This is a genomic window from Enorma burkinafasonensis (assembly GCF_902150035.1).
GTDB lineage: Bacteria > Actinomycetota > Coriobacteriia > Coriobacteriales > Coriobacteriaceae > Enorma > Enorma burkinafasonensis.
In genome coordinates, this window is sequence record NZ_LR597501.1 from 76,930 (window position 1) to 92,453 (window position 15,524).

Sequence of the window (15,524 nt, forward strand, 5' to 3'; positions counted from 1 at the left end):
CTAGCGGACCATGCGCGAGACGCGCTGGCAGACGTAGTCGAGCACGAAGCACGTAAGCGCGACGAGGGCGAAGTCGAACCTGAACACGCCACCGAAGGGCGAGGCGATGACGCCCCAGCCCGCGATGGCCGCGGGCAGCGCGCGCGACAGGTCGACCACGAGCCCGACGATGTTGAGCTTGGCCACGAGCCCCGAGAAGCACAGCACGATGACGATGATGCTGAGCGCGATGGCGACGAGCCTGAAGGCCCAGGACAGAACCGAGAGGGTCACCGCCGCTGCGTTGCGACTATCCACGTGCCGTCTCCTCCTCGATCGTGGCGGAAAGCTCGAGCCATTCGTCCTCGAGCGCGGGAAGCGCCTGCTTCAGGCCGTTATATTCCCCAAGCGCCTCGTTGAAGCGCGCCTGGTCGGCATAGAGCTCCTCGGAGGCCATGAGCTCCATGAGCTCATCATATCGGGCGCGCTTGCGCTCGAGCTCGGATTCGACCTTCTTCAGGCGGTCGCGGGTCGACTTGAGGCGCTTGTTCAGGGCCGCGCGCGCCTCGGCCTCGGCCCGGCGCTGCTCCTTGGTCTTCTTGCCCTCGCGCGCGGGCGCCTCTCCCCCCTCGTGGTGGCGCCTGAGCGTGCGGGAGCCCTCGGCGGGCGCGGGCGTGGGCGCGGCGGGCTTGGCCTCCTGCTCCGCCGCGAGGGCGCGCTGCGCCAGGTCCTCGCGTTTGAAGAGGTAGTAGTCGTAGTCGCCGTCGATGACGGTCATCTTGCCGTCGCGGATATCGATCACGCGGTTCGCCACGGCGCGCACAAGGTGCTCGTCATGGGAGATGAGGACGAGCGTGCCAGGGAAGTTCTTGAGCGCGTTCTCGAGCATGTCCACCGAGTCGATATCGAGATGATTCGTGGGCTCGTCGAGGCAGAGCAGCGCCTCGGGCGCCACGAGCATCTTGGCGAGCGCCAGACGCGCACGCTCGCCGCCCGAGAGCACGCCCACCCGCTTGTCGACGTCGTCGCCTGAGAACAGGAACGCGCCGAGCAAGCTCCGCTGCTGGGGCACCGTCCAGGTGGGCGCCACGGAGTCGATCTCCTGAAGGACGGTATTCGCCTCTTTAAGCCCTTCGAGCTGGTGCTGCGCGTAGTAGGCCACGCCCACGTTCACCCCGAGGTCGCGCGTGCCCGAACTCGGCGCTTCGATGCCGGCGAGCATCTTCAGGAGCGTCGACTTGCCCGCGCCGTTGGGGCCCACGAGCGCCACGTGGTCGCCGCGGTAGAGGGTGAGGTCGATGCCGCTGTAGACGTGCTTGTCCGCATAGGACTTCGACACGCCCTCGAGCTTCACCACCATGTCGCCTGAGCGCGGCGGGTCGGGGAACTTGAAGTCCACGTGCTTGTGGCCTTCAGGCAGGATCACGAGCTCGCTCTTGATCTGCTCGATGCGGCGCATGCGCTCCTGCGCCTGCGCGGCCTTGGTGGGCTTGTAGCGGAACTTGTCGACGAAGACCTGCATGTGCGCGATCTCGCGCTCCTGCGCGGCGCGTTTGGCGCGCATCTGCTCGAGGTTGTCCTCGCGCTGCTTGAGATACGAGCTGTAGTTGCCCGTATAGACCGTGATGCGGCGGTTCTCGAGCGCCGCCACGTGGTCCACGCAGGCATCCATGAAGGCACGGTCGTGGCTGACGATGAGCACGGCTCCCTCATAGCTCGAGATAAACGAGCGCAGCCACTGGACGCTTTCGAGGTCGAGGTGGTTCGTGGGCTCGTCGAGAAGCAGCAGGTCGGGGTGGCGCAGGAACAGCTTCGCGAGCGCGATGCGCATCTGCCAGCCGCCCGAGAACTCGGCGCAGGGCTTGTTGAAGTCCTCCACCGGAAAGCCCAGGCCAGCTAGGATCTGGCGGGCGTTGCTCTCGAGCTCGTAGCCGCCGAGCCCCTCGAAGCGGTCCTGCACGCGGCCGTATTCATCGAGGAGCGCACTCGGCATCTCGCCCGTCTCCCCCGCCTCGGCGATCTTGAGCTGCAGGGCCTCCGCGCGCTCGCCGAGCTCGCGGATCTCGTGTGCGGCAGCCATGACCTCGTCGATCACGGGCACGTCGCTCGCGAGCTTCGTCTCCTGCTCGAGGTAACCCACGTTCACGTCCTTCGCGAACGTGATGGAGCCGCCGTCGGCGGTGTCGAGCCCCATGATGATCTTCAGAAGCGTGGTCTTGCCGGCGCCGTTGGGTCCCACGAGGGCGAATCGGTCGCCTGGATTCACCTGGAAGGACGCGCCGGAAAAGAGCGTGCGCGCACCGAAGCTCTTCTCGATCTTGTCTACGTTGAGGATCATCTGCTCACCCCGCACACAACGCGCAGCGCATACCGCACTGTGGACCGTTCGATAAGAAAAAGGGCCGGCGATTGCTCCCCGGCCCCGTTCATGTACTGGTGGGCGTTACAAGATTTGAACTTGTGACCCCTTCCGTGTGAAGGAAGTGCTCTACCCCTGAGCCAAACGCCCTTGTGCTTTTCAGCGAACGCTATAGTACCACGCCACTCCCCCGCTGCCAAGCCTGAATTTTAGATTCGAGATAATCCGCCATCTTCGTAAACCTTCAAGATAGATCACGGCGCGTTTAGCAAAACGCCGCCGCAAGCGCAGAACAACGGTTTTCGAAGACTGGGGCGAACAAACTAATCTCTGATTTCTGACACCCTGCCTTCCTTGCGACCAGCTGCCAGGATCTCATCGCTGTGACGACTCGGCTCACGATGCGACGCGCATCTCCATCCGAGATGCCGCACAATGAAGCGAGAGCGCGAAGCCCTTCAATCTCTCCATCAGCTGTCTCCCCATATATCCCCGTAACCCGCGGTTCCGAAAGATCAAGGTTCGGGTTCACGTCGAAACATGGAGACAGCTTCCAAGCTTGTCCGGATCGTATGAAACCGATGTTGCGCAGGTGGTCATCGGTATTGTGCAGGGCAACATAGAGAACCACACGGGTGAATAGGTCGCATAGCGCAGCTTCGGCATCGTTCACCGCGTCGACAAGCGCTTCGGCGAGCTCAGCATAATCACGGAAATCACCATCTTGAGCTTGAAGCAAGGTCATTGCGCTCATGTAAGGCAGACGTCTCCCCTGGAGCAGGCTATCAGCGCGATCGAAGCGCTCAAGCAGCAATACATCATCGGATCCAATGGAAACAAGATGGCTCACAGGAACGGACAAACCAACCTTGGCGGCCATGGAAAGGGCAAAATGCTCCCAACGCATGGTATGTACCTCATCGCCTGGATGTGAGAACTTGGCCAGCAGAAGCCGCGCGCCATCGACCACCGATGCCTTTGGACGAGCTCCACCAAGCGAGCCGGATCCCGCATCAAGCAGAGTCTTGATATCTTCAACGTCACCAAGTTCAGTAGCTATTCGATTACTCGCCACTAGAAGACGCGGCAACTCGATGCGCGGGGGAACATCCGACTCTGCGGCTAATCGAAGACTCGTCCCCGTTTGAGCATAGCGGAGCGCGCCTTGACGGGCGGCATCATGCACGCCAAGGAGATAATCAACGTCATCCAACGTCCGAACGGCTTCGCGTTCCTCGCGTTGCGAGCGAAGTCTCCTAGAGATGAGGTGCCTCCCCCAACGATCGGGAGCGGAATCGCGAAATACCCCAGGGAGTCCGTCCGTATAGCTTGCGCTTGCCTGCAAAGGAAGTCCAGGATCGATGCTAAATGCGTCATTAGAGTCAAGATACGCCTCATCGTAGATAAACGAAGTCGACACACGCCCTTTCCTCAAATTGAAGCGGGCGCGCCCCACGAGGGCATCCTGGCCGTTTTCACCCGTGGAGAGATAGACGTCTACTGAGGGGATCACACCTGCCTCCTTACGCGTTGGGGAAGCTCATGGTCTGCACGAATGCGCCCAATCTCGGTCTCATAGGGGTCGGTCGCCTCGATCACGCGGTCGAGAATGCCGAGTGTGCGACAGATGTTCAGCACGGTGGCGAAGCTTACCGTGGGGTCGCCGTTCTCGATGCGCGAAAGCGTGCTGCGGGAAACGGCGGCTTTTGCAGCAACCTGTTCAGAGGTGAGCTTGTGCATCTTCCGCCACGTGGCAAGGTTCTCCCCCACCTGTTTGGCGGCAAGTTTGGTGCGTATGGGGATCGGTCGCTTCATGAACGATAGCCTAACGTCTGGTATTTAAGACACTATTCTAGATAGTGTAGCATATTCCAGACGTTAGGCATATCAAGTGTTGTACGAATAGCTCTATCGGCAAGTCCTCTTGCGGAGACCAGCAGCGACGAGTGCTATGCCGAAGATCCCGGCCAGCGCGCAGGCCATAGGCGCCACGTCGCCCGTGGCAGGGATGGAATCCTCGTTCTTGGCAGGCTCTTCTTCGCCGCAGAGCGTGCAGACGCCGTCGACGAAATCATGACCGGTAGCGGGGATCGCCTTGCCCTTTGCGATCACGTAGCCGCAGACGGAGCAGACCGCGTCGCCCGTGTAGCCGTCCTCGGTGCAGGTCGCGCTCTGCGCACCCTCGACCTTGGGCGCGTGCGCGGCGTGATCGAGCTTGTCGTGGCAGGCCTCGCACGCGTGCCAGTGGCCGCCCGCGTCTCTCGACCAGACGCCGGCGGGGTCGTGCTCGACCGTCACCGTGCAGGTCGCGGTCTTGTAACCGTCCTCCGTGGTGACGGTGATGGTGGCGGTGCCCGCGCCCTCGGCGGTAACGTTGCCGTTCGCGTCCACCGTGGCGACACCGGGGGCGCTGCTGCTCCACGTCACCTTCTGGTTGGTGGCGTCGGTTGGCTCCACCGTGGCGGTGAGGGTGGTCGTCTCCTTCTCCGTCAGGGTCAGGCTGGTTGCGCTCAGCGTCACGCCGGTGACGGAGACCGTCTGCTTGGGGTCGATGATCAGGGTGTATTTCCTGCTGTCGCTGCCGCAGCTGTTTTCAGCCTTCACGGTGAAGGTGCTTGTGCCCGCCGTGATGGGGGTACCGGTAATAGTGTTTCCGTTCAGGCTCAACCCCGTAGGCAGAGAACCGCTGGTGACGCTCCATGTGATCGGTGAGGTGCCGTCGGCCGCAAGGGTCTGACTGTATTCTTCGTTTACCGTGCCGTTTGGCAGGCTTTCGGTGGTGATGGTGGGGGCATATTTCACTGTACCCGTTATCTTATCTCCACCGGTGAGGGTGCCGCCATTTACAATTACCTCATGGCTACCCGTGTTCAGGCTTGCCCCGTCCCCGATGGTCAGGCTCTCGCCCTCGCCGATCTCCAAATCCTCCTGCAAGGTCACCTCGCCGTACACAGTGCCTTCCGTTCCGTCAAAAACGATGCCAGCGCCTGATGGTGTAGGTTTATCGACACGCTCAGCTTCGATTCCGTTTTTCGCCCGCACGATGGCATTATCGGTGACGGTCAGGCTGGTGGTGGCACCGGTGGCTTGAGATGATCCCACATAAAGCAGTATCCCATCACTGTTTCCAGTGCCGCTGGCGGTCAGGCTGCCGCCGTCGACGGAAAGAGAGATATTCGGGTAGTTGGTAGCGTACGTGCTGGACATCACATAGACGCCGGCGGCATAATTGACATTGGTGCTGCTTGTGACAGCGACATTCTTGATGTTCAGGGAGGCGTTGCCTGTTCCGCTTTTGACAAATATGCCGTGGCTATTTGTGCCGGTAACTATGAGACTGCCGTTACCAGTGATATTTAGGGAGGCATCTGTACCGTAGCTATTAGCTGACATCTCAGCATTCACATAGATTCCAAAGTTGCCTGTGATGGTATTTTCGCCAATCAGTTCGATGGTCAGGGTAACTGGTTGACCGCTGTTGCACTGAGCATAGATCCCGGCGCCATAAGGAACTGATGAAATACTGTCGTTTCCCGTGATCGTCGCCCCATTTAAGGTCAGGGTTGCGGTGCTGGGGTCGTATTTGACAGTCCAATCGTTTTCACTGCCATCTACCAGACTACCTTGTGTTGAACCTGCTTTTAAGTAGGTTGTCGCATTACCGATTGTAATCTGGTAATTGCCCACATACAGTGTTGTAGGGGCATATTCCGCTACCGCCAGCGCCGTGGCGGGGAGCGCAACTAAACAGAGCAGTGCCGCAACGAACACGGTCGCAATCGTTCTTTTCAGCATCTTCATCCTCCACCCAGCGTGTACGCAGTTGACGCAACAGGTCTTGAACCCATTGTTGAGGAGGACGCGCCCTCTTCCCCTACCCGACAAGCGGGGCAATATGGGGAGAGCGGAGACGCAGCGGACACAAATTGCCTCGCAAAACTTGCTAAAGCGCCCGAAAGCCTGCCTACGCCAACATGAATTGCGCCAGATCCTTGCGGCTCGATACCCCGAGCTTACGGAACGCGTTGGACAGGCACTCCTTCACACGATTCACCGAAAAGCCCATATGCTCGGCAATCTCGGCGTTCGACCAGTTGCGCGAAGCGAGCATGCAGACCGCGAACTCGGTGGTGGTGAGGTTGTCCGCCACGTCGTCGGCCGTCGAGGGGTTGTGGACGCGCCGCCAGCCGGCGCTGAAGCGGTACGTGATGTCGATCATGCGCTTGAAGTCGTCCGGCCACGCGGGTTTGATCGCGGCTTCGAGCATGCCACCAAGAAGGCCGTGATGCTCGCCAAAGGGCTGGATGAGGCCGTCCGGGCGCGCGATGTCCCAGGCGGCGAGGACGTGCTGGCGCGCCTCGTCGGTGCGGCGAAGCGCCATGAGGCTCATGACGGCCGCGAGGTGCAGGTAGATGGCCGGTATGGGATAGAGCGTATCTGCCATGGCAAAGGCGCCCAGCACGATGCCGTAGCTCTGCTCGTAGGCGCCCTCGAGGTATAGGCGGTGCGCCTTGACGTAACAGGCGAAGAGCCTAAGGCCGGGCGGCAAGAGCGGGAGCAGGTCGGGTGCGGGTTGTGCGGGCTTAGGTGCAGGCAGATGCAACAGGGCGCTCGCGGCGTTGCCGATGAAGGCCGCCATGGCCGTTACCTCAGGAGGCGTACCCCCCCCCATTTCGGAATTCAGGTTGCCGAGGGCGCCGTCGAGCGCGAAGCGGGCATCGTTGATGCGGCCGAGGGTGAGGTTCGAGAACGCGCAGATGAAGCAGGCGGAGAGGCGCGCCTCGGCGTCGGCACTCTTGAGGAGCGGGGCGGCAAGGTCGCGCGCACGCTCCGCGTCGCCGGAGAAGTAGGCGAGCTCGGCCTGCGCGACGGACGCGCGCGTACCGTTCGCGAGTGAGGCAACAAATGCCTTCGCAGTTCCCGGAGTATAGGCAGTACCCATAAGCGGCATGAGGTTCTGGAAGGAGGATGTGGGACGTGGGGTTGGTACCTGCGGCGTGGAAGTACGCTCTCCCCTGCGCGGGTCGTCGGGCTTGACCGTGCCCTCGGGGATGCGCCAGCTGCCGCCGAGCTTCTCGGCACCCGCGATGCGCCCCTGCTTGCAGTAGCGCTGCACGAGGCGCGTCGTCACGCCCCAGCGACGCGCCGCCTCCTCTGCCGTGATGTAGCGCATGCGCTCCCCTTCCGTGCAATTAGATGCCCTGTGCTTGGAAGCAGCATAGCAGAACGAACGGTTCGTCAAAACGAACAGAAAAAGGCCAGGCATCGAGTCTGGCCTTGAAATACTTGGTGGGCCCTGGGGGATTCGAACCCTCAACCCAGGGATTATGAGTCCCCTGCGCTAACCGTTGCGCCAAGAGCCCGTATAGCAAAACGCCCTCCGATTGCTCGGAGGGCGGCTGTTCACTTGGGTGGAGACGAGGGGGATCGAACCCCTGACCTCTTGACTGCCAGTCAAGCGCTCTCCCAGCTGAGCTACGCCCCCAAGCGGTGCGGGAAATAATATACGGGAACTGTCCGGTCATTGCAAGCGGAAATCCCAACTTTTTTGGAATTGTGCGCAACATAGAGACCCCGGCTTTCTCTATCATACGTTCTAACAGGGATTATCATGTGATATCTCTCTAGACTCGAATAAATCTCAAGCGGTTATCGAATTTCCGCAGTCTGCCGACCTCATATCGACCCAACGAAATACTAGTGACAGATCAGCGTCTCTGCCTCTAGGGCCGCCACGAATACCCTCCCCGGTGCGGACCCCCTGGAGAGCATCCTGTGTATGGCTTTTACATCCTGTTGGAGCCATATGCACATCTATCGGCCACCGAGATGTGCAAATAGCTCCAACAGGATCGAGGTTGCATACGCAGGATGCGTTCGGGGGCTACAGGGCGCGTGCCTACACAAGAAAGCGCGCCGGACCCTGAGGGCTCCGGCGCGCGCTCGCGGTTGGGTGGCTGTGCGCGTCAGGGTTACGCGCGGGCAGCCTCGATACGGGAGGCGACGTAGGCGACGACCTCGTCTGCGGGCACGTCCGCGCGCTCGGCCGTGGCGCGGTCCTTGACCTCGACCGTGCCGTTGGCAAGGCCGCGCTTGCCGACGATGACCTGGTACGGGAAGCCGATGAGGTCGTTGTCGGCGAACTTCACACCCGGGCGCTCGGCGCGGTCGTCGAAGACGACCTCGACGCCGTTTTCGGCAAGCTCCTCGGCGAGGCGCTCGGCGGCGTCGAAGGCGTCGCCTTTCTTGTCAAGCGCGATGACGGCGACCTCGTAGGGCGCGACCGAGACGGGCCAGATGATGCCCTGCTCGTCGTGGTGCTGCTCCACGACCGCGGCGAGCGTGCGCGAGATGCCGATGCCGTAGCACCCCATGTAGAAGGGCTGCTCGCGACCGTTCTCGTCCGCGAAGGTGGCGCCCATCTTGGCGGCGTACTTCTCGGTGCCGATCTGGAACACCTGGCCGCACTCGATGCCGCGACCGCCCTTGAGCGGCTCGCCGCAGTGCGGGCAGGGGTCTCCCTCGCGCACCGTGACGAGGTCCTCCCAGGCGTCGACCGTGAAGTCGCGGCCGGGGCAGGCGCCCGTGAAGTGGTAGTCGACCTCGTTGGCGCCGCAGGTCCACGACTTCGAGGCCTGAAGCGACACGTCGCACACGAGCCGGATGCCCTCGGGCAGGTTCACGGGCCCGATGAAGCCCTTGAAGAGGCCGTGCTGCTCGAGCTCCTCGTCGGTCATGAGGTGGTAGTCGCCGAAGAGCTTGGCGGCCTTGATCTCGTTGAGCTCGTGGTCGCCGGGAACGATCGCCACGACGGGGTTGCCCTCGCCGTCAATCAAGGCGAGCGACTTGCGCGTGCCGTTCTCGGGGAAGCCGAAGAACGCGGCCACGGCCTCGATGGTGCCGAGGCCCGGCGTCTCGACCTTCTGGAGGGTACCGTCACCCGGCCCCTCGCTGACGGCGACCGTGGTCGAGGCGGCCTCGTCGTCAGCCGCGAACCCGCAGTCGCACCACACGAGCGACGCCTCGCCGGCGTCGGCGAGCGCCATGTACTCGATCGAGGAGTCGCCGCCGATCTCGCCCGAGTCGGCCGCCACGGGCAGCGCCTTGAGTCCGCAGCGCTCGCAGTAGCGCGCGTAGGCGCCCTTCATGTCCTCGTAGACCTCCTGCAGCGACTCCTGCGTGGCCGAGAAGCTGTAGGCGTCCTTCATGATGAACTCGCGACCGCGCATGAGGCCGAAGCGCGGGCGCAGCTCGTCGCGGAACTTGTCCTGGATCTGGTAGAGCGTGACGGGCAGCTCCTTGTAGCTCCGAAGCTCGTTGCGCACGAGGTCGGTGAAGGTCTCCTCGTGCGTGGGGCCCAGGCAGAACGTGCGGTCGTGGCGGTCCTGCATGCGCATGAGCTCGGGGCCGTAGGCGCCGATGCGGTCGGACTCCTCCCAGAGCTCGGCGGGCGTGAGGATGGGCGCGAGCATCTCCTGGGCGCCGATGGCGTCCATCTCCTCGCGGCAGATGTCCTCGATCTTCCTGATCGAGCGCCACGCGAGCGGCAGGTAGCTGTAGAGGCCGGCGGCCACCTTGCGGATGAGGCCGGCGCGGAGCATGAGCTTGTGGCTCGCGAGCTCGGCCTCGGCCGGCTCCTCCTTGAGCGTGGGGGCGTAGAGCCTGGACATCTTCATGACGTGTGCATGCTTTGCCACGGGTGTTCCTCCTTGTTGATCGGTTCGAAAGGCGCGGTATGCGCAGATGTGCTCACGGGACAGCATGATACCGCAGGCGGGAAGAAGGCGCGCGCTAGAGGGCGTCGATCTCTGCCATGAGGGCGTCGACGATGTCCTCCTCGGCCACCTTGCGGATGACCTCGCCGTGCTTGAAGAGCAGCGCGCTCCCCCGCCCGCAGGCCACGCCCACGTCGGCGTCGGACGCCTCGCCGGGGCCGTTCACCACGCAGCCCATGACGGCGACCGAGATGGGCTTGGCGACGTCGCGCAGCCGCCGCTCGACCTCCTGCGCGATGGGGATGAGGTCGACCTGCGTGCGCCCGCACGTGGGGCACGACACCAGCTCGGGGCCCCTGCGGCGGAGACCTAAGCACTGGAGGATCCCCCAGGCCACGGGCGGCTCCTCGACGGGGTCCGCCGTGAGCGAGACGCGCAGGGTGTCGCCGATGCCCTCGGCGAGCAGCACGCCGAGTCCCACCGAGCTCTTGATGGTGCCCGCGAGCGCGGTGCCCGCCTCGGTCACGCCGAGGTGGAGCGGCACGTGCGGCAGCTCGCGCGAGAGCGCGCGGTAGGTCTCTATCGTGGTGGGGACGCTGTGGGCCTTCGCGGAGAGCACGATGTTCGTGAAGCCGCGTTCCTCGAAGTGCCCCACGAAGCGCAGCGACGAGGCGACGAGCTTCTCCGGCTGGGTGAGGTCGTCGCGCGCGGCGATGTCCTCCTCGAGAGAGCCGGCGTTCACGCCGATGCGGATGGCGGCGCCGGCCTCCCCCGCCGCGTCGATGACCTCGTCGACCTTCTCCCACGAGCCGATGTTGCCCGGGTTGATGCGGAGCTTCGCCGCGCCGGCGTCGAGCGCCGCGAGGGCGAGCCTGTGGTCGAAGTGGATGTCGGCCACGATGGGCACGGGCGAGGCCTCGCAGACGGCACGGAAGCCATCGATGGCGTCGCGGTTGGGCAGCGTCACGCGCACGATGTCGCAGCCGCCCCGGGCGAGGGCGCGCACCTGGGCGAGCGTGGCCTCGGCGTCGGCGGTGGGCGTGCAGGTCATCGACTGCACCACCACGGGCGCTCCCCCGCCGATCGTGACCGACCCCACCTGCACGGGCCTGGTGAGCGCGCGTGCCGGGACCGCCGTTCCGGAAGCGATATCAGCCATGGTCGTTGCCCCCTCACATGATGAAGCGGATTACGTCGTTGCGCAGGACGTAGACGAAGAGCATCATGAACAGCGCGATGCCCACGTAGGACACGGCGTTTTGCACCTTGAGCGGCAGCTCGCGCCCGATCAGAGCCTGGATGACCTCGATGACGAGCTTGCCGCCGTCGAGCGGCGGGATGGGCAGCAGGTTCATGAGGCCGAGCGAGAACGAGATGAGCGCGGCGAGCGTGAGGAAGGTGGTGGGCCCGGCCGCGGCGGCCTGCGCCGACATCACCGAGATGCCCACGATGGAGGTCGAGCTGTCGAGCATCTCCATGGTGTGCTGCGGGTTGAAGAGTGAGAGGATCGACGCGGCGGTCTGGCCGATGTAGTCGATCGACATCCGGGCGGACTCGATCGGGTCGAGCCGCACGACCTCGGTGGAGATGCCGATGCCTAAAAGCTCGTCGGGGCCGAGCTCGGCGGTGGCGGCGCGCTCCTCGCCCTCGTGCTCGAAGACGATCTCGAAGGGCTCGCCGTCGCTCGCGGCGTCGAGTGCGTAGACGATGTCCATCCAGCTCTCCGTGGGCGCGCCGTCGACCGAGAGGATCCGGTCGCCGGCCGCGAGCCCCAGCCCGGCCGCCTGCGACCCCGCCTCGACCGTGCCGACCTCGTTCACGTCGAGCGAGACCTCCACGCCCACGATGGAGTAGATGCTCATGAGCAGGAGCAGGCCCGTGAGGAGGTTCACGAGGATGCCGGCGACGAGCATGAACGCGCGGGCGAAAAAGCCCTTGCCAAGGTAGGTGCGGGAGCGCTCGAGCTCGAGGAAGGCCCCATCGTCCATGGGCGGCACCCAGGGGCTCCCGGCCTCGCTCGCGTGGCCGCGCTCGAACCGGCGCCCGTCGAGCAGCGTGTTGCCGGCGCGGTCGCGCGCGGGCGCGGCGTAGGTCGAGGGATAGGTTGAGCCGCCGGGGACCTCGCCTCTCGAGGCGTCGTAGACCCCGTCGATGGAGCCCCAGCCCATGAGCTGGATGCAGGCCGCGAAGACCTCGTCCTCGTCGAGGGAGAGCTCCTCGGCGAGCTCCTCGACCGAGACCGTGCCCCTGCGGTGCACTGCACCGAGCACGGCGGCCGCGTGCGGGCTCGTCTCGGGGTCCATGCCGCAGATCATGGCGTAGCCGCCAAGCAGCAGCGGCGTGACGCCGAAGGTGGTCCCGTTGCGCTTCGAGGTGTGGGCGAGCCGCCAGCGGCAGGGCAGGCCCAGGAAGTACTCGGTCACGCGCACCCCGCAGGCGCGGGCGGCGAGGTAGTGCCCTCCCTCGTGGAGGAACACCAAACACGAGAGGAGCAGGATGCCCCAGAAGGCGGTCGTGAGTGCGGAGGCGAGCAAAGGCTTACCTTTCTCGAGGGATCAGGGGGCGGGCCCGGCGCGCGGGCACGGGGGGGCCGCGGGGCCGCTAGCCGGCGATGAGCGAGCGCGCCCGCTCGCGCGCCCAGGCGTCGACCTCGAGCAGCTGGGCGATCGAGTCGACGGCGACGGCGTCGTGCGCGTCGAGCGTGCGCTCCACGATGTCGGCGATCGCGGTGAACGTGCAGCGGCGCTCCAGGAAGGCCTCCACCGCGACCTCGTTGGCGGCGTTGAGCACGCACGGCGCGGTACCGCCGGTGCGCCCGGCCCGCTCGGCGAGGGCGAGGCAGCGGAAGGTCCCGCAGTCGGGCTTGTCGAAGGTGAGGCCCCCGAGCTCGCGGTAGTCGAGGCGCGGCGCGGGCGTCTCCCAGCGCTCGGGGTAGGAGAAGGCGTACTGGATGGGGATGCGCATGTCCGAGGCGCCCAGGTGCGCGATGGTGGAGCCGTCGGCGAACTCGACCATCGAGTGGATCTTGGACTCGCGCTGGATGAGGACGACGATGCGGTCGAGGTCGCACCCGAAGAGGTGCATGGCCTCGAGCCGCTCCAGGCCCTTGTTCATGAGGGTGGCGGAGTCGATGGTGATCTTGGCGCCCATGGCCCAGTTGGGGTGCCTGAGCGCGTCCTCGACCGTGACGCGCTCGAGCTCGAGCGCGGACCAGCCGAAGAATGGCCCGCCCGAGCAGGTGAGCCAGATCGCATGGACCTCGTCTTTGCGCTCGCCCTCCAGGCACTGATAGATGGCGTTGTGCTCGGAGTCGACGGGCAGCATCTGCCCGGGTGCCGCGAGCGGCATCAAAAGGTCGCCGCCCACCACGAGCGACTCCTTGTTGGCGAGTGCGAGGCGCTTGCCGGCTTGTAAGGTAGCGTAGCTCGCCTCGAGGCCCGCGGCCCCCATGACGGAGTTCAGGACGCAGTCGACGTCGTCGCGCGCGACGAGCTCGGCCAAGGCGCCGTGCCCATCGAGGAGCTCGCAGCCGGAGGGCAGCTCCCCCAGCACGGCATCGTGCGCATGCGCGGGCGCCGTGACGGCTACCGCCCGCGTACCGAACTCGCGGGCCGCGTCCACGAGGGCCTCGGTCCCGGTGTGCGCCGTGAGCGCGACCACCTCGAGGCGGTCGGCATGCTGGCGGCAGACGTCGAGGGCCTGCCGGCCGATGGACCCCGTGCAGCCCAGGATGGCGACGCGGAGCCGAGGGGTCTGGATCATAGGATGCCTCCGATGGAGAGGAGCAGCTCGGCGGTGATGCAGCCGAAGATGAGCGAGTCGCAGCGGTCGAGCATGCCGCCGTGGCCGGGCATGAGCGAGCCGGAGTCCTTGACGCCCACGCCGCGCTTGATGCGCGACTCGATGAGGTCGCCGAAGACGCCGAGCACAGCCACGACCACGCCGCAGAACACGGCGAAGACGGCGTCGAAGCGGAACATGCCCGTGGCGAGGAGGATGAGCCACACGATGACGGCGCCCACAACGCCGCCCGCGAAGCCCTCCCAGGTCTTCTTGGGGCTGATGCGCGGGGCCATCTTGTGCCGGCCGATGGCGCGGCCCACGAGGTAGGCGAAGGAGTCCGAGACCCACAGCGACGCGCAGACGCCCACCGTGAGCACGGCGCCCGGAAGCCCGGGGATCGCGTCGCGCAGAAGCACGATGGCCGAGAGCATGAAGCCGGTGTAGAGCGGGCCCATGAGGGTCACCGCCACGTCGGCGATGCGCGTTCGCGGCGAGTAGACGTACCAGAGCCCCACCGAGAGGATGAGGATGAAGAGCAGAGCCGAGAGCAGCACGCCGTCGCCAAGCGCGGCGAGCGGGAAGAGCACCGCGGCGGCGAGGCCCAAGGAGTCGTTGGTGACCTTGCCGTCGCGCTTGGTCATCTGGAAGAACTCGTGGCAGCACAGCCCGCTCATCACCGAGACGAGGAGCGCCGTCGGGATCGTGCCGAACATGATGCAGCCGATGAAGACGACGACGTAGATGAGGCCCGAGGCCACGCGCGCGAGGAACCCGCCCGGAGCCGACGGCGCCGGAGGCAGGTCGGTGCGGGCGCCCTCCTCGGGCTCGGCGACCGCGACCGCCGTCTCTTCCCTAAGCTCCTCTTCTGTATGCTCGCTCATCTAGGACACCTCGTGCTCGTGGACCCCTCCGAATCGACGGTCGCGGCCCTGGAACGCGAGGATCGCGTCGACGAGCTCCCATCGGTTGAAATCCGGCCAGTAGGTCCTCGTGATATAGAACTCTGAATACGCGGCCTGCCACAGCAGGTAGTTCGACAGCCTGAGCTCGCCCGACGTGCGGATGATGAGCTCGGGGTCGGGCAGGCCGGCGGTGTAGAGGCGCGCCGCGACGGCGTCCTCGTCGATGGATGCGGGATCGATCCTGCCCGCGGCGGCGTCCTCGGCGAGCTGCCGCGCGGCCCGGGCGATCTCGGCGCGGGCGCCGTAGTTCACGGCGAGCGCGAGCACCATGCCCGTGTGGCCCGCGGTCTCGGAGAGGCCGTACTCGAACACCTCGCGCGTGCGCTTGGGCAGCGCCGAGACATCACCCAGAAAGACCACGCGCACGTTCTCGCGCTTGAGCAGCGGCAGCTCCTCCACGAAGGTCTGGGCGAACAGGTGCATGAGCAGGTTCACCTCGGCCGCGGGGCGCTTCCAGTTCTCGGTCGAGAACGCGTAGGCCGAGAGCACCTCGACGCCGAGGCGCACGCAGGCGGTGATGATCTCGCGCAGCGACACGATGCCGGCCTTGTGGCCCTCGCCGCGCTTCATGCCGCGCGCCGTGGCCCAGCGGCCGTTGCCGTCCATGATGCACGAGATGTGCCGGGGTATGCGCGCGCGGTCGAGGGCGTCCATCTCGAGCCCCTCCGGGGGGTCGGCGAAGAACGTCTCGAACGTGGAGTCGTCGTAGATGTGGTCCGCCCTCAC

The 15,524-nt window shown here is 65.1% G+C and carries 12 protein-coding genes and 3 tRNA genes; all 15 read right to left on the reverse strand.

Annotated elements, in window-relative coordinates; all coding sequences use genetic code 11:
• Positions 1-297, reverse strand: a complete 297-nt coding sequence (locus FS885_RS00395) for a hypothetical protein (RefSeq protein ID WP_144742984.1) — start codon at positions 295-297, stop codon at positions 1-3.
• Positions 290-2,317, reverse strand: a complete 2,028-nt coding sequence (locus tag FS885_RS00400) for an ABC-F family ATP-binding cassette domain-containing protein (protein ID WP_144742985.1) — start codon at positions 2,315-2,317, stop codon at positions 290-292. Before FS885_RS00400 ends, FS885_RS00395 begins: the two co-directional genes overlap by 8 nt.
• 96 nt (positions 2,318-2,413) lie before the next feature.
• Positions 2,414-2,488 (reverse strand) — tRNA-Val (locus FS885_RS00405).
• Positions 2,489-2,603: 115 nt separating this feature from the next.
• A complete protein-coding gene (locus tag FS885_RS00410; protein WP_144742986.1) occupies positions 2,604-3,851 on the reverse strand; it encodes a type II toxin-antitoxin system HipA family toxin in 1,248 nt (415 codons plus the stop codon).
• Positions 3,848-4,153 carry a helix-turn-helix domain-containing protein gene (locus tag FS885_RS00415; protein WP_144742987.1) on the reverse strand — a complete coding sequence of 102 codons (306 nt, stop codon included), beginning with the start codon at positions 4,151-4,153 and terminating at the stop codon, positions 3,848-3,850. The genes FS885_RS00410 and FS885_RS00415 overlap by 4 nt, the downstream gene beginning before the upstream one ends.
• Positions 4,154-4,246: 93 nt before the next feature.
• Positions 4,247-6,139, reverse strand: a complete 1,893-nt coding sequence (locus FS885_RS00420) for an Ig-like domain-containing protein (protein WP_144742988.1) — start codon at positions 6,137-6,139, stop codon at positions 4,247-4,249.
• A 163-nt stretch (positions 6,140-6,302) separates the two neighbouring features.
• On the reverse strand, positions 6,303-7,511 hold the full coding sequence (locus FS885_RS00425; protein WP_144742989.1) for a helix-turn-helix domain-containing protein: 1,209 nt from the start codon (positions 7,509-7,511) through the stop codon (positions 6,303-6,305).
• Between the two features lie 114 nt (positions 7,512-7,625).
• Positions 7,626-7,701, reverse strand: a tRNA-Ile gene (locus tag FS885_RS00430).
• A 49-nt stretch (positions 7,702-7,750) separates the two neighbouring features.
• A tRNA-Ala gene (locus FS885_RS00435) sits at positions 7,751-7,823 on the reverse strand.
• Between the two features lie 487 nt (positions 7,824-8,310).
• The gene (locus FS885_RS00440; RefSeq protein WP_144743212.1) at positions 8,311-10,014 is read right to left on the reverse strand and encodes a proline--tRNA ligase; all 1,704 of its coding nucleotides are present in this window, start codon (positions 10,012-10,014) and stop codon (positions 8,311-8,313) included.
• Between the two features lie 115 nt (positions 10,015-10,129).
• Complete coding sequence (ispG, locus tag FS885_RS00445) at positions 10,130-11,212, reverse strand: flavodoxin-dependent (E)-4-hydroxy-3-methylbut-2-enyl-diphosphate synthase (protein WP_144742990.1); 1,083 nt, start codon at positions 11,210-11,212, stop codon at positions 10,130-10,132.
• A 13-nt stretch (positions 11,213-11,225) separates the two neighbouring features.
• The gene (locus FS885_RS00450) at positions 11,226-12,587 is read right to left on the reverse strand and encodes a M50 family metallopeptidase (RefSeq protein ID WP_144742991.1); all 1,362 of its coding nucleotides are present in this window, start codon (positions 12,585-12,587) and stop codon (positions 11,226-11,228) included.
• Between the two features lie 67 nt (positions 12,588-12,654).
• Positions 12,655-13,815 carry a 1-deoxy-D-xylulose-5-phosphate reductoisomerase gene (gene dxr / locus FS885_RS00455; protein ID WP_144742992.1) on the reverse strand — a complete coding sequence of 387 codons (1,161 nt, stop codon included), beginning with the start codon at positions 13,813-13,815 and terminating at the stop codon, positions 12,655-12,657.
• The gene (locus FS885_RS00460) at positions 13,812-14,717 is read right to left on the reverse strand and encodes a phosphatidate cytidylyltransferase (protein WP_144742993.1); all 906 of its coding nucleotides are present in this window, start codon (positions 14,715-14,717) and stop codon (positions 13,812-13,814) included. Before FS885_RS00460 ends, dxr begins: the two co-directional genes overlap by 4 nt.
• Complete coding sequence (locus tag FS885_RS00465) at positions 14,718-15,524, reverse strand: undecaprenyl pyrophosphate synthase (RefSeq protein ID WP_144742994.1); 807 nt, start codon at positions 15,522-15,524, stop codon at positions 14,718-14,720.